The organism is Acinetobacter sp. NIPH 298 (assembly GCF_000369505.1).
Taxonomy (GTDB): Bacteria; Pseudomonadota; Gammaproteobacteria; order Pseudomonadales; family Moraxellaceae; genus Acinetobacter.
In genome coordinates this window covers 1,270,498-1,288,689 of record NZ_KB850055.1, presented here as the reverse complement: position 1 = coordinate 1,288,689, position 18,192 = coordinate 1,270,498, and the positions used below count along the sequence as shown (strand labels likewise).

Genomic DNA, 18,192 nt, shown 5'->3' with positions numbered 1-18,192 from the left:
ATCACATTGATATACAAATGTCCTAAATTTTAAACTGAATCTTCAATGTTGATTTCTGCATCAGAGCTTCACGATTTGAATGAATATGCTTAATCAACATTTGTTTTACAAAGTTGTGATGGAAACCAAGCGCATGCGCTTTAACGATAATGATGCTAGGCAAGGTGAAAAAGAAGTACTTAGTGTCTTCTAACGTTGCATTCTGAAAAATACCTTCTTCAATTAAAGTATCTTTTAGAAATTGCTTTTCAGCTTGTACAGCAGTGGATGATTCATCTTCCCAGTAATTATGGCGCATTGCCATTAAATTATTATGTTTGTAGCTCATGAGTTGCTGTACCGAATCATTTACATTTAAGAAATATATGAGGATGACATGCAATTTATCAAGAATAAATTTATGTCTAAAATAGCCTAAGTAAATTTAATCTTGTTTATTAGAATGCTACACTATTAACACTTTTAAAAATCAAATGAAAGACATAGGTTTACTATGACGCCTGCATGTAAGTTATTGGAAAAAAGTAAAATAGCATTTTCAGTTCACGAGTATGAGCATGATGCTAATGCCAAAAGTTTTGGTTTAGAAGCAGCCGAAAAGTTAAATTTGAATGTGGAAGAAGTGTTTAAAACACTCATGGTAACAGATGGGAAAAATTATTTTGTGGCGCTATTGCCTGTAAATCATCAATTAAACCTCAAAAAAGTTGCTGCCGCAGTAGGCTGTAAAAAGTTACAAATGGCGAATCCAAAAGATGCTGAGCGTTTAACTGGTTATTTGGTGGGAGGGATTAGCCCATTAGGGCAGAAGAAACGATTAAAAACAGTGATTGATGCAACGGCGAAAGCTTTTAACAAGATTTATGTAAGTGGTGGAAAAAGGGGACTGGACATAGGGCTTGATCCACAAGACTTAGTACAAATACTTGGCGCTACTTTTTTTGATGTTTTGGAGATTTAATACGTGAAAAGTATATCAATTTAGCAATTTTTAAAAATTTTATATATCTATAAAAACTATTGATGTTAGATAGATAATCATTTTATCTAATAATGATGATTGTACTTCTTTGTATCCTTTTAAAGCAGATTTCTTATAAAAGTAATTTAAATCAACAGATTAAGAATAATTTTTCATTTTAATTATTAAATTGAAATTATTAATGATAATTATTATCATTAATATAATCTTAACCATAAGACTTTATGCTAAGGTTTATTTAAAGCTCAAAACACTTCGAAAAAAAACTTACTCTCTTCATAAGAGGATACCGACAGATGCAATCACTTGCTAATCGGTTGGCGATACAACATTTCGTCAACGCATATACGCAAGAAACTGGCAAAGGTCACTTGCTAAATCAAAATCAGCAAAATTCGCAACAACTAGCGTTTAGCCAAGGTTTGACGCTGTTATCGCTACCGATACATTCGATACATGCACAATGTTATTTCCCTTTATCTTATGTCAGTCGAGTGGGCCGACATCGTTTAGCCGATCTTCCACAGATTATTATTCATGGACAAATTAAAACCTTAAGCCCAGTCTCGATAGTGGGGCTTTTACTTGAAGAGCTGGTTTTTGAATCTTCTATTCTCTTAGATGCTTCTTCTTTAGTAGCGAAATGGATTCAAAGTCGTGATGCGCTACAACAGTTTTTACAAAATCGTGAACATGAATTTGATGATTTAATAAAAGCAGGGCAAAGCTTTATTGAAACAGAGCAAGCTTTGATTTTGGGGCATAGTATGCACCCCGCACCAAAAAGTAGAACGGGTTTTGTTCACGAGGATTGGCTGAAGTTTTCTCCTGAAAATAAAGGCCTGACGCAGATGCATTACTGGTTAGTTCATCAGGACTATATTGCGGAAGGTAGCGCAACAGATGAGAGTATTTCTAGTCAATTAAAAACAGCGTTACAGTGGTATTTGTCTGAAGCGGATCTAAGTCTCCTAAGAACACACACGGAATATAAATTACTCCCTTTACATCCGTGGCAAGCACGTTATTTACAAAGCAAACCGTGGTTTGAACGTTTAAAGCAAACAGGGCAATTGCTTGATCTTGGTTTGCGCGGCTGGCAATTTTCTCCTACGACATCGATTCGAACTTTAGCCAGTTTCAATGCACCGTGGATGCTTAAACCTTCACTTTCAGTAATGATTACCAATTCAATTCGTGTGAATTTAGCCAAAGAATGTCATCGTGGCGAACTGACACATCGTTTATGGCACAGCGAATTTGGTCAGAATATCCTAAAGCAGTGTCCAAGTTTGAAAGCAGTCAATGATCCTGCTTGGATTGCGTTGAAAATTCATGAAGAAGTGGTAAATGAAAGTATTTGTATCTTCAGAGACCAACCATTTCATCCGCAACAGCAAGTCACCTGTATTGCATCTTTATGTCAGGATCATCCGAGTAAACCGTTAAACCGATTTAACGCACTGTTTGCAAAAATAGCCAAAGTAAATAATGAAACTAATTATTCAGACATTGCTTTGGATTGGTTCAATCGCTTCCTTGAGGTTAGTTTGCAACCCTTGATGTATGTCTATCATCGTCATGGCATGGCATTTGAATCCCACCAGCAAAATGTGTTACTTGAATTAGAGAATCATTTCCCAAAAACTTTGTGGTTACGCGACAATCAAGGTTTCTATTATATCGAAGAGTTTGCCACTGAAATTTTAGCGGTACTCCCTGAACTCAAAGAAAAAGCCTTTGCGGTAGGTCCTAAAGATTTTGTGGACGAGCGTTTTAGTTATTATTTTTTTGGTAATACCTTATTTGGCATTATCAATGCGATTGGAGCAACAGGTTATATTAGTGAAGATATCCTGCTCGAATATTTAAAAGTATTCTTACAAGAGCAGTTGCTGAAATATCCAGATAGCACTTTATTACAAGGTTTATTGTTCAATGACACCTTGCCATATAAAGGGAATTTACTGACACGGTTGCATGAGCTAGATGAGTTGATTTCACCCGTCGAAAATCAATCTGTTTATGTACAACTGCCAAATCCGCTGTGTATCTCGCAGAAGGATGTCAGTTATGCTTGATTTTATTGGAATAGGTTTAGGGCCATTTAATTTAAGTCTTGCTAGCTTGCTACAAAATAAAAGCGCATTAAATTATGTGTTTTTCGAGCAGAAGGCTCAGTTTGATTGGCATGCAGGAATGCAGTTACCCAATACGGTATTGCAAGTTCCATTTATGGCAGATTTGGTGTCAATGGTTGATCCAACCAACCCATTTAGTTTCTTAAATTATCTGCGTCATGAGCAACGTTTATATAAGTTCTATTTTTTAGAGCAGCCACATATCCCTCGTTGTGAGTATAACCATTATTGCCAATGGGTTGCTGAGCAACTCGATTGTATTGAATATCAATCGCGTGTTTTAAAGATTGAGCCTCAAACAATTGGTTTTAAAGTGGTTGTGGAATCACAAGGTGTTCAGCAAAGTTATTTATGCCGTCATTTGGTAATCGGTAGCGGTAATGTGCCTTATTTACCTGAATGTTTGGCTAAAGTTCAGCAACAGCAACCACAACAATGTCTGCATTCAGCTCAGTATATGACATACGCTGATGCGGATTTACACGGCGATATCGTGGTACTTGGTTCTGGACAGTCTGCGGCTGAAGTGTTTATCGATCTGTTTGATGAACAGCAGGATGAATCACGTCATCAATTTGATTTGCATTGGTTTACGCGTTCTCAAGGTTTCTTCCCGATGGAATATGCGCCATTAGGTTTAGAACACTTTAGTCCAGACTATGCACAGCATTTTTACGAGTTGCCAGTACAGCAAAAAGAACAGCAATTACAGCAGCAGGCATTGTTGTACAAGGGCATTAGCGCAAAAACGATTCGTGAAATTTATCAAAAGCTTTATCACCGCACAATTGCAGGGCAGCGTTTACAAACGCATTTGCATAACCAATGTGAGCTGAAAGATGCAGAAGTGTTGGATACGAAAAAAATTCGTTTGTATTTCCAACATCGCGCTACAGCACAGGCTTTCCATCTCGATTGTGATTTCTTGGTTGCAGCAACAGGCTATTTCACACCAGACTTTGAGTTTATGCAATTGCTGAAGCCATATATTGAATTTGACCATAAACAGCGCTGGAAAATTACTGATGACTATCGTGTCGTTCATCATTTGAATGGCAATATTTTTGTCCAAAATCAGGAAATGCATAGTCATGGTGTCGGGACACCTGATTTAGGGCTTGGCGCATACCGTGCAGCGACGATTATCAATCAATTGATTGGCGAGCAACTCTATGATCTTGGTCAGCAAGAGCAAACTTTCCAACACTTTAATCTCTCCCAAAACCCTAAAATTTGTTTAGCAGATGAAAATGTACGCTCAGATGATTGCCTTGGTGGAAAATCGATTAGCAAAAACCATCTGATTTCAAAGAAAACAGAACAGGGTGTGTTGATAGCACATTCAAGCAGCCGTTGTTCCAATACCCGTACACAAACTACTTCTGTGCATCCAACGTATGAGAAACTGATATGAACTTTGCGACTTTAAAAATTAATCAGCAGCAATGGCGTGCCGCAGGACAGCGTCTCATTGAAATGGCAATTGCTGAGTTTCTCTATGAAGAAATTATTGAAGTGAAAGCCTCAACTGTTGGGCATTACCAGTTAGATCTAGGTGATCGTCACTATGAGTTTCAAGGTCATCCATATTTGCTTGGGCATTGGAATATTTTGGAAGGTTCTGTACGTGATCTAAGTCATGATCAGAATCAACCTGCTTGGAATTTGCATGAATTTATTGTTGCTATGGCGGACAGCTCCAATGTAAAGCCATTTACCAAAGCTTATTTGATTAAAGAAATGAACAATACTTGGTTGGCAGAGGCACATTTATTTGATGTGAATCGCTTGGCTAGCCATGCGGTTTTGACTGAACCACATTATAAAGTTGAAGGCATGTTACGTGGTCATCCTTGGCTGATTATGAGTAAAGGACGTATGGGTTTTGGTTATGATGATTATCTTTCATCAGCGCCAGAACTTTCACCTGAAATGAAAGTGCTTTGGTTAGCAGTCCATCGTGATTTAGCTGAATATCGAAGTACTGAAGAATGGAACGCATGTGGTTTGTACCAACACGAATTTGATGCAAATGAACTGCAACAGTTTCAAAGTATTCTACAAACGAAAAACCTAAACCCACAAGATTACTTTTTGATTCCAGTACATGCTTGGCAATGGCATCAATGGCTTGTTCCAACTTATGCCAATGAAATTGTGGATCAGAAAATTATTGAGCTGAGCATTAGTCAAGATAGCTATGTGCCGATGCAGTCAATTCGCACGCTTTGCAACACATCAAACCTACAACGTCATTACATTAAGATGCCAGTCAGTATCTTTAATACAGCAGTTTATCGCGGATTACCATCGAAACGTAATCTTGCTGCTCCTGCAGTGACGGCATGGTTAAAACAAATCCATCAACAGGATCAAGATCTACAGAAAACAGGCGTCATTTTTTTAGGGGAAGTCGCGACTTTAACCATACATCAACCCTGTTTTGATCGAATAGAAGGTGCGCCTTATCAATTTAAAGAGTTATTTGGTTGCTTATGGCGCGAAAGTGTAGATCGCTATGTTGATCCATCTCAACAAGTACTTTCTCAAGCTGCTTTATTACATCGAGATATTTCAGGGCAATCCATTCTAAGTGTGTTGATTCAAGCTTCAGGTCTCAATCCGTTGCAATGGTTAGCGCAATTTGCACATGTTTGTCTCAGCCCATTATTGCTTTGTTTGTATCGCTACGGTTTGGCATTCTCACCTCATGGCGAAAACACCATGCTGGTACATCAAAATGGTGTACCAAAAGCATTGGTCTTAAAAGACTTTATTGATGATATTAATTTGGTCGATGAGGATTTTCCAGAGTTGGCTCAATTGCCATCTGAGGCTGATTTGTTATTACGTCATGAAGCCTCTGATTTGAGTCACTTTATTTTTACGGGCCTATTCATGGTGCATTACCGTTATATCTGTAATGTGTTCTTGCAAGATTATCCTGAATATTCAGAGCTGGATTTTTGGCAAACGATTTCTAATACGATTGTTGAATTTCACCATCAATATCCAGAACTAGCAGAGCGTGCTGAAAAGTTTGCCATGTTACGCCCAACCTATACCAAAATTTGTCTAAACCGTGTGCGTTTATTTACCACAAGTTATAACGATGAAGCAGAACGTCCTGTACCTGTTTTCCTTGATCCAATCGCGAACCCTGTTAGTCCGAGCACCTTAGCTGACTGGTCAGTCCAGAATGTTAATACTAAGGCAGGCTAAGCATTTGTAAACAATTTTTGAATTTGAAGGTTTTGATATGAAAACAATCTCTAGACAACTTCCTGATTTTTTTGAATACTATGAGAATGGGACGCAATACTATTTGAGACAAGTTCAATATCCACAAGATATTCCTTTATTACACAAATGGATGCATGAACCACATGTGATCCCCCAATGGCAATTAAATAAGTCTGAATTAGAACTACAAGTTTATTTTGACAAGATGCTAGCGGATGACCATCACCGTTTACTCATTGTAGGTATTGATGGAAAAGATGTGGGTTATACCGAAATTTATGAAGGTAAACGGGATCGTCTAGGTCGTTATTACGAAGGTGATGATGATGATTTGGGTTGGCATTTGTTATTTGGAGACAAATCAGTCTTTGGAAAAGGCTTTTTACGTCCAACGATTCGTTTACTCAGTTTCTATATTTTTGAATATTCGAATGCTAAGAAAATCGTAGGGGAACCAGATCATACCGTTAAACCTTATGCAGCTGTAGTAGAAGAGCTTTGCTATGAAAGTCAACGTCTGATTCCGATGCCTGAGAAAACTGCAATGTTGTATTACTGCTATAGAGAAACGTTTTATCACAAGTTTGGAGAATATTACCAAGCTTCTCAACAACAGCTCGCTGAACAGCCAGCCAAATCCTTGAGTGTTACATGAGCTTATTGACCAATGAAAAGTCAATCAATGAGATGCACATCTTAGACATGCACTTTGCAGCGCAAGTCTCAGTGGCAGAATTTGAACAATGGCTAGCACATATTCAGCACTATTTTGAACAAAAAAGAAATTTTGTGTTGATTATGCAGACCGATGTGAATACAGCGTTTCCTGAAGAATACCGTGCGATACAAGGCAAGTGGTATAAACAATATAAACAAGATTTTTACCAGTATTGTTTGGGTTTTGCTCGTATTGCGCAGGATGAAGAGGATCGTATTCGACTAGATACACCTGCTTTACATAAAGCATGGCACGTTCCGTATTTTGTGAGTATCGATAAAACTGTTGCCATGCAATGGGCAATGCAGAGGTCTTTATGAACCAGCAAAATACGCTCAATATTCAAAAGGTATCTGCCTTAAGTCTATCTGTTGTTGTCGTACTTTATTTAGCACATGCCTTACCATTGTACTTTTATAACGTTGCATTACCTGCGATTTTGCGTCATCAAGGTGTAGATTTACGCTGGATTGGGATGTTGTCGCTGCTCTATATTCCATGGGCATTTAAGTTCTTTTGGGCACCATTAATCGATCGTTTTTATTTTAAAGCACTTGGCAAACGAAAAACTTGGCTTTTGTTTACGCAGATCGCATTGGTCTTGGGTGTGGTCGCTTTAGCACTTACGCAGTTCGATTATGGACTTGGTGTATTTGTCATCGTAGGGCTTTGGATTTCAACTTTTGCTGCAACCCAAGACATTGCGATTGATGGCTATACCGTCGAAACTTTTTCAGAATCTGAGTACCGCTTGGGGAGTATGGCGCAAAGCATTGGCGTCGCACTTGGCAGTATGGTGGGTGGTGCTGCGACCTTATGGCTTTATCAGCTTTACGGTTGGCAGACGGCACTGATGTCTCTTGCTGCAATGACTGCATTGACTATGCTTGCCATTTCTCAAATCAAAGAAAAATCAAACACAGAGAAAATTGCAAAGCAACCCCCGAGTCTGATCCGAGCTTTTAAACGCCCTGAAATGTTATGGGCTTTAGCATTGATCGTTTGCTATCGCATCGTTGAAGCACCGGCAATGGCAATGCTGAACCCAATGCTGATTGATCAAAAATGGTCACTGTCTGAAATTGGTGTCCTTATGTCAGTGATTGGAGCTGGTGTAGGGTTGTTAGCAGCCGTATCTGCTGCATTTCTTTTGAAAAAAATAGCAGCAACACAATTACTGATTTGGGTAGGTTGGGCGCGGACTTTGATTTATGCCTTATTGGGGATTGCTGTCTTACTCAGTTGGTTTGATCAATGGCAGAGATTACTTGGCGTATTTGTTGTCGTCATTCTTGCGATTCGTTATATCGCGATGACGGCGTTATATGCACATTTCATGCAGACCAGTTCCAAAGATCAGGCTGGAACGGATTTTACTATTTTAGTTTGTTTTGAATTATTGGTTTATTTCATTGGTGGTGCGATGTCAGGTTTCTTAGCCAAAGCGTTTGGCTATGGAAACTTTTATTTAATTCTTGCCGCTGCGTCAATTCTAAGCGTTCTACTCAGTCAAGTTTTGATTGCCAAAGCAAAACAATCGAAACAACTTATCTAGGGGTTATTTATGAAAGTTCATACACTTTCGACAACATTAACACTTTTGAGCTTGGCAGTGAGCGCCCAGCTTTATGCGCAAACAACTGAGATCGATACAACGACTCAAGCCAATGTTGTAGCAGAAGTTCAAAAGCCAACACAACTTGCACCGATTGTTGTGACCGCATCACGTTCAGCACAAAGTATTGCTGAGATTGCAGGGACGGTTCAATCAATCGAACAAAAACAAATTGGGCAGCAAGCTGCTGCTGGACGAAAGTTGGCAGATATTCTAGCGCAGTTGGTTCCGTCACTCAGCCCTAGTAGTGGTACGACGACCAACTATGGTCAAACGATGCGTGGTCGTCAGGTGCTTGTCCTCATTGATGGTGTTGCACAAACGGGTTCTCGTGATGCTGCTCGTCAACTGAATAGTATTAGCCCAGATTCAATTGAAAAAATTGAGGTGGTTTCAGGTGCAAGTAGTATTTACGGTTCAGGTGCAACAGGCGGTATTATTAATATCATTACAAAAAAAGGCGCTTCTGATAGCTTAAGCTTTGAATCAAAAGTTGGGCTTACATCTGGCGATAATTTTAAAAATGATGCACTTGCTTATGAAGCGTATCAATCAGTTGGATTTAATCAAGGTGACTGGAATGGTTTCTTAGGGGCGGGCTATACTAAACGTGGGGAAATTCAGGACAGCCATGGTAATCGCATTGGACCAGAGATTGCACAAACGGATCGCCAAGATACAGAAACGGTTGATGTAAATGGTCGTTTAAGCTGGCAATTTGCTGATACCCAAAAAATAAGTTTAGGGGCACAGTATTATGAAGATAAACAAGATTCGGAATACGGTCCTGATTATGGTCCTGATTATGCAGTGTTTGAGAAACGCAGCAAACCAAGTTTAAAAGCATTAAAAGGCTTTGAAATAGATGATCAACCGTTTACCAAACGTTATGCAGTCAATGCACAATACCAAAATACGGATTTATTAGGTCAAGAACTTAATGTTGAAGCGTATTATCGCAATGAAAAAGCAAGATTTTATCCAACTGTTTTAAGTAACTTTATGCCATTTGGTTATTATCTAGCCTACCAATCAGAATCTGATATTGACGTTACTGGTGTTCGTGCTGCGATGACATCAAAACTGAATGTTGCTGATCGTGATCTAAAACTGACTTATGGTATTGATTATGACCATGAGAAAGATAAGCAAATTGCTGATTTATATAGCATGACTAATAATGGTCTGAAATATAATAATACAGGGCGGAGTTATGACTTTGGTCCAGATGCAACCATTAAAAACTTAGGTGCATTTGTTCAAGGGAATTATGATTTAACTGATGCATTGAATGTTCAAGCAGGTATTCGTTATCAACGTATTGAAAGTGATACCACGGCATTCAAACCAACTGTTGCAGCTATTCAAGGTGATATCACCGGACAGCCCGTTGGAATGGTCGCTGCAGGTTCTGTTAAACACGACAAAACATTATTTAATTTAGGTGCTGTTTATAAGTTAAATGATCAGCAACAAGTGTTTGCAAACTTCTCACAAGGTTTTAGCTTACCTGATATTCAACGTGTATTACGTGATGTATCAGCAGGTTATGTAGTTCGATCAGGCAATGTTGACCCAATTACCGTCAATAGTTACGAATTGGGTTGGAGATTGCAAAATGACCTTGGTGCAAATCTAGGATTAACAACATTCTATAATACGTCTGATAAAGTCATCCAGTTTAAAGCTGATCGTTCTGTAACCGTTGCAGATACAGACCAACGTATTTATGGTCTTGAAGCGAATGCCAGCATGCCAGTATTGGATCAATTTAGCGTGGGTGGAACATTATCCTATACTCGAGGTCAATTTAAAGACGCTGCTGGTTCTTGGAGAGAGCTAAATGCCTTACAGGTTTCTCCAGTCAAAGGGACGTTATTTGGTGAGTGGAATGATGATAAGGGTAATGGTTTACGAGTTCAAATGCTTGCAGTGAAAGGTACTGATAAAGCGTATGAAGACTCTCTGGTTGCAAAATATGATGAAAATGTTCGTCCCAATGCGGCAACTAAAATCAAAGGATATGCAATCATGGATGTGATTGCCAATGCAAAAGCAGGTCCAGGGACTTTGGGTTTTGGTGTTTATAATGTTTGGAACACAGAATATAAAACTGTATTTAGCCAAGCTGCTGAAGCGGTTTATGGTCCAATTTCTAGCCTACCAGCTCAAGGTCGTACCTATGGTTTGAGCTATACACTCAAATACTAATCTAATCAAAAAGGCATCTTCACCAGATGCCTTTTCTTTTAATGAATACAAATTATGCAGCAAAATTTTAAATTATTGGCTTGGGCAACTTTAGCCAACGGCACCTGTTTCTCAATGATTTTGCCTTTACTCGCACCATTAATTCGTGAGCTTGGCTTAACGGAGTTGCAAGGTGGCATGATTGTTTCAGCAGGTGCGATTTGTATGGCGATTGCATCTATTCTGATTGCCCGAGGGGAAAAAATACAGACTCCTTATCAATTAATGAATTATGGTTTTTGGGGCATGACCATTACTTGGGCTATGTTTACAGCAATTCTTTATTTGGGAATACAACAGACATTACCCGTTTTGGTTATTTTTGCTTTATTAGTGATTAGTCGAGCCAGTACGGGTGCTTTTATGGCTATGCCACAAATCGGTCTACAAAGTTATGTGATGCAACATGTCACAGATGAGCAACAACGCAGCCAAAAAATGGCGATGTATGGCGCAATGAATAGTTTAGGTATGATCGTCGGCCCATTTCTGACCTCAGTATTATTGTTCGGTGGCATTCTATTGCCGATGTGGATTGCTGTCATTTTATTGGTAATTTTTAGTTTAATTATTACGCTCTATTTTCAGAAAGACCCGATAGTGTCTGCAGTAGCTGCTGAAAAACAGCAAGATATAACACAAGCAGATTCTTTCTCACTAAAACCAGCACTGCCTTGGCTGATACTTGGGTTTAGTACCTTCGTCGCGATTGTCACTTTGAATATGACTGCTGGATTCTATATTCAAGATCATTTTCAATTAACAACACAACAAAGCGCGATTTATTTTTCTCAATGTATGCTCATCGTTGGCTTTAGCTTGGTGGTTACGCAGATCCTAATTGTAAAAGTAATGCGTTTGAAATTGATGACATTGGTATTGTTGGGCACATTCAGCATGATGATTGGCCTAATCCTATCGTTATATGCAATGCATATTTGGATATTTCAAGCAAGCTATGTGTTCTATGGGGTTGGTGTGGCAAGCCTTTTGCCTGCATTTACAACTGGGGCAGCCCAATCTGTTGCTCAATCAGCACAAGTCAAAATGGCAAGTTATTGTACAGCCACTCAAGCGATCGGCCTGATCGTAGCGCCGTTGTTGAGCACTTTTTTGTATCAATGGGGCATTCAATTACCATTTTATTCGCTTTTAATACTTATGATCGCTGTCGTGATCTATTTGTTGGTCATATCATCTTCAAATCAGCAGACCTCACTTAGCAATAAAGTTAATCCTTAAATATTTTTCAAAATGATCGCAATGGCTTCTGTGTTATTACCCAAACACCATAAATACTAATGATAATAATTCTTATTGTGTTTATAATGACGCACTTTTTAAGCTTGTTTAGTGACTTAAAAGACTTTTGGAGGAGTAAAACATGAATAATGAAATCGGGGTTGGGCAACAAAATCAAACAAATACAAAACAGTTTTTATTAAAGATGACACCGTGTTGTCTCGCTGTTTTAGCCATCTTTGCTCAACAGGCATATGCAGAAACAGTATCTTCGAATGCATCTGTAACAGCAAACGTTGATCAAAAGCCTACGGCTCAGTTAGAAAAAATTGTGATCACAGCAACACGTACACCAAAAAACATTGCAGATATTGCGGGTACGGTTCAAACCATCGAAAAAAATCAAATTGAACAGCAGAGTGGTGCAGGTCGTAAACTGGCCGATGTGTTAGCGCAATTAGTACCGTCACTGGCACCAAGCACAGGTACGACCACAAATTATGGGCAGACCATGCGTGGTCGTGATGTGATGATTTTGATTGATGGTGTGTCACAAAACGGTTCACGTGATGTTGCTCGACAACTCAATAGCATTAGTCCAAGTATGATAGAACGTATTGAAGTGCTTTCAGGGGCAACCAGCATTTATGGTTCTGGTGCAACAGGTGGCATTATCAATATCATTACCAAACGTGCAGATGCATCGCAACCACTAAGCTTTGAAACGAAATTGGGGATTACATCTTCTGATACTTTCCGTGGCGATGGTTTAGCTTATGAAGTGGGGCAGTCGGTTGCTTTTAGTAAAGATAATCTCAATGGCTTTTTAGGCGCGAATTTTACCAGTCGTGGTTCACAGTTTGATAGTCATGGTGACCGTATTGCTATTGGGCCAATGCAAACCAGTCGACAAGATACCGACACCATTGATGTAAATGGACGTATCAGTATTGACCTCACAGATACTCAATCTTTGAGTTTTGGAGCACAGTATTATAAAGACAAGCAAGATAGTGAATATGGTCCTGATTACGGCCCTAATTATGTTTATGGTGGTTTACCAAACTCTTATATCGGTAAAAAAGGCTTACAATTACCGACGCAGCCATTTACTGAACGTTATGCATTCAATACACAGTACCAAAATCAAAATGTATTGGGGCAAGTACTTAATCTAGAAGCGTACTACCGTAAAGAAGATGCGCGTTTCTATCCAGTCTATACTGGTGCTGCTATGACCGAAGCAACACAGAGCCAGTCTAACATTGATGTTGCGGGTTTCCGTTCCACCATGCAAAGTGATCTTAACGTTGCAAGCCGTGATCTTAAGCTGACGTATGGTGTTGATTATGACCATGAAAAGGATGATCAATATTATGATCACTTAGCTGTATCAAATACAGGACTTCACTTCAAACCAACGGGGAAGACTTCTGATGCTGGGCCTGATACAACCATTCAAAATGTTGGCACCTTCTTGCAAGCAGATTACGCACTTACAGATCGTTTAAATGTACAAGCAGGTACGCGCTATCAATATATTAAAGCAAAAACAGAAGCTTATACTGCCCGAGGTGTTGAACAGCCAAGCGGTTCTGTAAGTGATGATACGGTTCTGTTTAACTTAGGAACAGTATATAAGCTAGCGGATGATCAACAAGCTTTTGCAAATTTTTCACAAGGGTTTAGTTTCCCTGATGTACAACGCATGATGCGTGATGCATTTAACTTGACCACAACCGCAGATTTACAACCTATTCGTGTAAATAGTTATGAATTGGGGTGGCGTTTGAATGATGAGCAAGGGCTAAACCTAGGGATCACAGGTTTTTATAACACTTCGGATAAAGTAACCAAGTTTGAAAATAGAGTGGCAAGTATTGTTGATACTGATCAGCGCATTTATGGTGCGGAAGTCACTGCAAGTTATCCATTTATGCAGGATTTTAAAGTTGGCGGTAGTTTGGGTTATACCCGTGGTCAATTTAAAGATAAAGCAGACAACAAATGGAAAGAGTTAAATGCTACCCAAGTATCGCCGACCAAAGGGACGGTGTTTGCTGAATGGAATAACGATGAAGGTTTTGGTACTCGGGTACAGATGCTAGCAGTAAAAGGTACGGATGAAGCTTTGAAAGATTGTTCACCGGCTGCAGTTAAAATAAAAGGTTACACCACCATGGATGTTTTAACGCATTTTCCTGCATGGAAAGGCCGCGTAGATTTTGGTGTCTATAATGTTTGGAATAGAGACTATCGTACTGTCTACAGTCAGCAAGCTGAAAAGATATATGGGCTTGTCGAGAGCCTTCCAGCAGAAGGGCGTACTTATGGTTTGAGTTATACCTTTAACTATTAATTTAAGCTGATCGAAGGAATATCTGTATTTATTACAGGTATTTCTTTTTTTTAGTAGCAGCTCTTTAAGCTTTAAAGTAAGACGAATGAACCTATCATTCGCTCAATAAACGATCATATTTTTTCTAATAGAGCAAGTATTTTGCTTTGTTCTAACAAAATAAGATGAGAAAAGTATATTATTGGTTAATATTTAATCAATTTCATTTCATTTATTTACAGTCTGAATTATTGACATCTTTATTGGTTACTCTAGATAGCGTAATAAATATTTTAGGAGTCAAAATGCTGATTTTTCATGATTATCCTGTTCATGGGGCAATTTTTGATATGGATGGAACAATGTTTGATACTGAGCGGTTACGGTTTCAAACATTGAAACAGGCATCTCAAGAACTCATCGGACAGGAATTTTCAGATGATTATCTCATGAACTGTTTAGGTTTGAGTGCAACAACGGCTGAGCAACTTGCTCAAAAATTTTATGGTGAGGATATTCCTTATCAAGCTATTCGAAAGCGTGCGGATGAATTAGAATTAGAGTCTGTCCGACATCTCGGTGTACCGATTAAAAAGGGATTGGTTCAAGTTCTAGAACGTTTAAGAAAGTCTGGTTTAAGGATGGCTGTTGCGACTTCAAGCCGTCGGGCAATCGCCGAAGAATATTTAATTAATGCCAACGTGTATAAGTTTTTTGATGTATTGGTTTGTGGTGATGAAGTTGAAAAAGGCAAGCCACATCCCGAAATTTTCTTGAAAGCTGCGGAACAGTTAAATTTAGATACATCGACATGTTTAATGTTTGAAGATTCAGAAAATGGTATTCGCTCTGCATTTGATGCTAGTGGTATCACTATTCTGCTTAAAGATATCAAAGAACCAAACGATGATATGCTTTCAAAGGCAAATTTCTATTATCAGGATATGTATGCGTGTCTAAATGCTTTGGATCAATATATTCCTGAAATGGGGATGCCGATTTTACAAGAAGCTTTTCCGCAAAGCCTCAATCAGTTGACAGTTGGTATTCATGGGTTTGGAGCGATAGGTGGCGGATATATCGCTCAAGTTCTGTCGCACTGGGATGGTTTTACCCGACCTAAACGAATTTTGGCTTCGACCAGAAATCGTTTGTATCTCGAGTCTGTGAATACATTTGCTGGGTATAGCATTCGATATGGTCAATCCTCTTATGATGAGCGAATTGACAATCTAACCGCCATTGATGCCAACAATGAACAGCAAATGCTTGAAATGTATATGCAGTCGAGCCTGATTGCATTGTGTATCCCTGAAAATGCGATTGAATCTGAAGCGCGAGTGATTGCGAAAGGCTTACTTGCACGGTTTATGTCGCAAGATATACAGCAAAATAATGAACCCATTACATTTTTAATCATTCTCAATAAAGTCTGTGCAAAGTATCTCGTACTCAAATATATTCGTGATGCTTTACTTGAAATAACTGATGAAGATATCGCTGAACACATTCTAAGTGAACACTATTTTTGCGATACCGTCGTGAATCGAATGGTTTCAAAACTGACCGACCAAACCCTATACCGCCAACTCAACATTAAGCATCGTTTATATATACAAAGCCAAGCTAACTTGAATGCAGATGCTATTGAGCTTTCAGATGAAACTACGTTGAGTGAAAAACACGAGCAACAAATGACACGATGCTTGGAGGAGCTACGAGAGCAATTTCAAGCAGGTCAATGCACACAAAATATGGATCTCATTTTATTCAACAGTGAAGCAGATATGCCCATTTATGTTGAGAATCGAAGTCCACTCTTAAGTAAAATGCGCCAAATGGTTTTAGTCGATCAGATTGCCGATATTCAAGTGATTAAAAATCGGTTGTGGAATGGTTGTCATGCCATGTTGGCGTGGTATGCAAGTCTAAATGACATGGAAACCATCGGTATCGCGATGTCTGATCAACGAATGCAGTGTTTTGTTGAGCAACTGGTTGATGAGGTTAAATTGGGTCTAGGCAATGTCGTGCCAAATCAAGCCAAAGAACTTGATCGTATGGCAGAGAGCTTTTTGGACTCATGTCGATCGGCCTACAAAGATCCTTGTGAGCGCGTGGCTGGAGATCCTTTAAGGAAGCTAAGTCTTAATGAACGCGTTTTGGGTAGTATCGAGCAACATATTCATCAGCACATTCCTTATCAAAATTTATTGAAAGGAGCGATTTATGGTTATGTATATGCTTTAAAAGTTCTGGATATAGATGAAATGGTGATCGTACAGCATCTACAAAAAAATATTGCGCAGTTGGATATTTCTGAAAGTCAGCGTAAAGCCTTGCTAGATGTACTCTATCGTGGGATACAGTCCCAATTGAAAGAGGATGGTATGCAACTTGATGTTCAAAATCTCTTGGTCACTCGGCTAGAAAGCGTTTAAATGAAAGTACCAAAAGTGCTTTAAAGAATGAAGCAATTTATGTTTGAATAACACAACTTCAAAATGATCTATAAGTTGTGTTATTGCAAGCATCTACAAAACTGATGGCAACAGGTATTCATGATTATCCAGAATGGCATCATGGTCGGGTCAAATACGGTTTGTGGTATATCGAAATAAATCAGCCTGAACTGATTGTATATCTAGAACAATTACAACAAGCATTTTCAGATCTGCTGATTCCTTCGAATCAACGTCAATACCATATCACCTTATTTGTTGCAGGTTTCTTAACAGAAAGTTCACCGAAGTTTGATGATGATTTTGAAGTTTATAAACTGAATCGGCAGATTGAACAGCTTGAAAAATTAAAGCTCGATACTTTTGAGCTCGAAGTAATGCATATTGATAGTTTTAGCAGTGCTTTATTTCTGCACATTTATGATAAAAAAAATGTCTTAGCTAAAATCCGTCAGCAACTATCACAAACTTCAATTGAAATTGCCGCGCCAGTATATTGTCCACACATCACATTGGGACTTTATCGTGCAGCGTGGGAAAGTGAGTTTGTTCTGCAACGTGTTCAAAAACTGCCACCACGAAAATTTAAAATTCAGGTCAATCAACTCACTTTCGGCTATTATAAAGCTCAGATTTTACAAGGATTACTTTATCCTTATCACCAAATTAGACTGGATTAAATATGTTGCAACTGATTTTAGGTGGCGCACGTTCAGGTAAAAGTCGTTTAGCTGAGCAAGTCGCTAGAGAAAGCGGCTTATCTGTGGTGTATGTGGCAACAGCTCAAGCACTTGATGAAGAAATGCAACAGCGAATAGAGCACCATCAGCAACAACGCCCAACGGAGTGGAAGCTTTGTGAAGAACCGATCTTTCTCGCTGATAAATTATTGCAATTGGATCAAGAAAATCAGTTGATTTTGGTTGATTGTCTGACTTTATGGTTGACGAACTTATTGCTGCACGATGATATTGAATTGCAGCAACAACAAACCGCAAAACTTTTAGATGTATTACCCAAATTAAAATCAACAATCATTCTCGTCAGTAATGAAACGGGGCTTGGTGTCGTGCCGATGGGTGAAATTAGTCGTCGTTTTGTCGATGAAGCAGGGCGTTTACATCAAGCTTTAGGTCAAATAGCACATAAAGTTGTGTTTTGTGTGGCGGGCTTTCCAATGATTTTAAAAGATGAGAAATAG

Annotated in this window: 14 protein-coding genes; 13 read left to right on the top strand and 1 reads right to left on the bottom strand. The window is 38.9% G+C overall.

The annotated features are described in order from the left end of the window. Positions 1–22: 22 nt before the first annotated feature. Positions 23–328 (bottom strand): hypothetical protein, encoded by a 306-nt coding sequence (locus F903_RS10985; protein WP_004670991.1) that lies wholly within the window; start codon positions 326–328, stop codon positions 23–25. A gap of 165 nt (positions 329–493) precedes the next feature. Here F903_RS10985 and ybaK point away from each other — a divergent pair, with 165 nt between their 5' ends. The 13 genes from ybaK (at position 494) to cobU (ending at position 18,192) form a co-directional block, all read left to right on the top strand. Then, a complete protein-coding gene (ybaK, locus tag F903_RS10980) occupies positions 494–961 on the top strand; it encodes a Cys-tRNA(Pro) deacylase (protein ID WP_005197066.1) in 468 nt (155 codons plus the stop codon). A 317-nt stretch (positions 962–1,278) separates the two neighbouring features. After that, positions 1,279–3,063, top strand: coding sequence for an IucA/IucC family protein (locus F903_RS10975; RefSeq protein ID WP_005197064.1), 1,785 nt, complete (start codon positions 1,279–1,281; stop codon positions 3,061–3,063). Further along, on the top strand, positions 3,056–4,537 hold the full coding sequence (locus F903_RS10970; RefSeq protein WP_005197062.1) for a lysine N(6)-hydroxylase/L-ornithine N(5)-oxygenase family protein: 1,482 nt from the start codon (positions 3,056–3,058) through the stop codon (positions 4,535–4,537). Before F903_RS10975 ends, F903_RS10970 begins: the two co-directional genes overlap by 8 nt. After that, a complete protein-coding gene (locus F903_RS10965; protein WP_005197061.1) occupies positions 4,534–6,345 on the top strand; it encodes an IucA/IucC family protein in 1,812 nt (603 codons plus the stop codon). Before F903_RS10970 ends, F903_RS10965 begins: the two co-directional genes overlap by 4 nt. Positions 6,346–6,382: 37 nt before the next feature. Continuing rightward, a complete protein-coding gene (locus F903_RS10960; protein ID WP_004671001.1) occupies positions 6,383–7,021 on the top strand; it encodes a GNAT family N-acetyltransferase in 639 nt (212 codons plus the stop codon). Next, positions 7,018–7,404, top strand: coding sequence for a hypothetical protein (locus F903_RS10955; protein WP_005197060.1), 387 nt, complete (start codon positions 7,018–7,020; stop codon positions 7,402–7,404). Before F903_RS10960 ends, F903_RS10955 begins: the two co-directional genes overlap by 4 nt. Next, positions 7,401–8,639, top strand: coding sequence for a putative ferric acinetoferrin MFS transporter permease subunit ActC (gene actC / locus F903_RS10950; protein ID WP_005197059.1), 1,239 nt, complete (start codon positions 7,401–7,403; stop codon positions 8,637–8,639). The genes F903_RS10955 and actC overlap by 4 nt, the downstream gene beginning before the upstream one ends. Positions 8,640–8,648: 9 nt before the next feature. Then, on the top strand, positions 8,649–10,910 hold the full coding sequence (locus F903_RS10945; protein WP_005197058.1) for a TonB-dependent receptor: 2,262 nt from the start codon (positions 8,649–8,651) through the stop codon (positions 10,908–10,910). A 54-nt stretch (positions 10,911–10,964) separates the two neighbouring features. Continuing rightward, positions 10,965–12,191, top strand: coding sequence for an MFS transporter (locus F903_RS10940; protein ID WP_005197057.1), 1,227 nt, complete (start codon positions 10,965–10,967; stop codon positions 12,189–12,191). Positions 12,192–12,333: 142 nt separating this feature from the next. Next, positions 12,334–14,550, top strand: a complete 2,217-nt coding sequence (locus F903_RS10935) for a TonB-dependent receptor (RefSeq protein ID WP_005197056.1) — start codon at positions 12,334–12,336, stop codon at positions 14,548–14,550. Positions 14,551–14,834: 284 nt separating this feature from the next. Continuing rightward, positions 14,835–16,970, top strand: a complete 2,136-nt coding sequence (mtlD, locus tag F903_RS10930) for a bifunctional mannitol-1-phosphate dehydrogenase/phosphatase (RefSeq protein WP_005197054.1) — start codon at positions 14,835–14,837, stop codon at positions 16,968–16,970. A 104-nt stretch (positions 16,971–17,074) separates the two neighbouring features. Beyond that, on the top strand, positions 17,075–17,671 hold the full coding sequence (locus F903_RS10925) for a 2'-5' RNA ligase family protein (RefSeq protein WP_005197052.1): 597 nt from the start codon (positions 17,075–17,077) through the stop codon (positions 17,669–17,671). A gap of 2 nt (positions 17,672–17,673) precedes the next feature. Continuing rightward, positions 17,674–18,192: a bifunctional adenosylcobinamide kinase/adenosylcobinamide-phosphate guanylyltransferase gene (gene cobU / locus F903_RS10920; RefSeq protein WP_005197050.1), complete on the top strand. Its 519-nt coding sequence runs from the start codon at positions 17,674–17,676 to the stop codon at positions 18,190–18,192.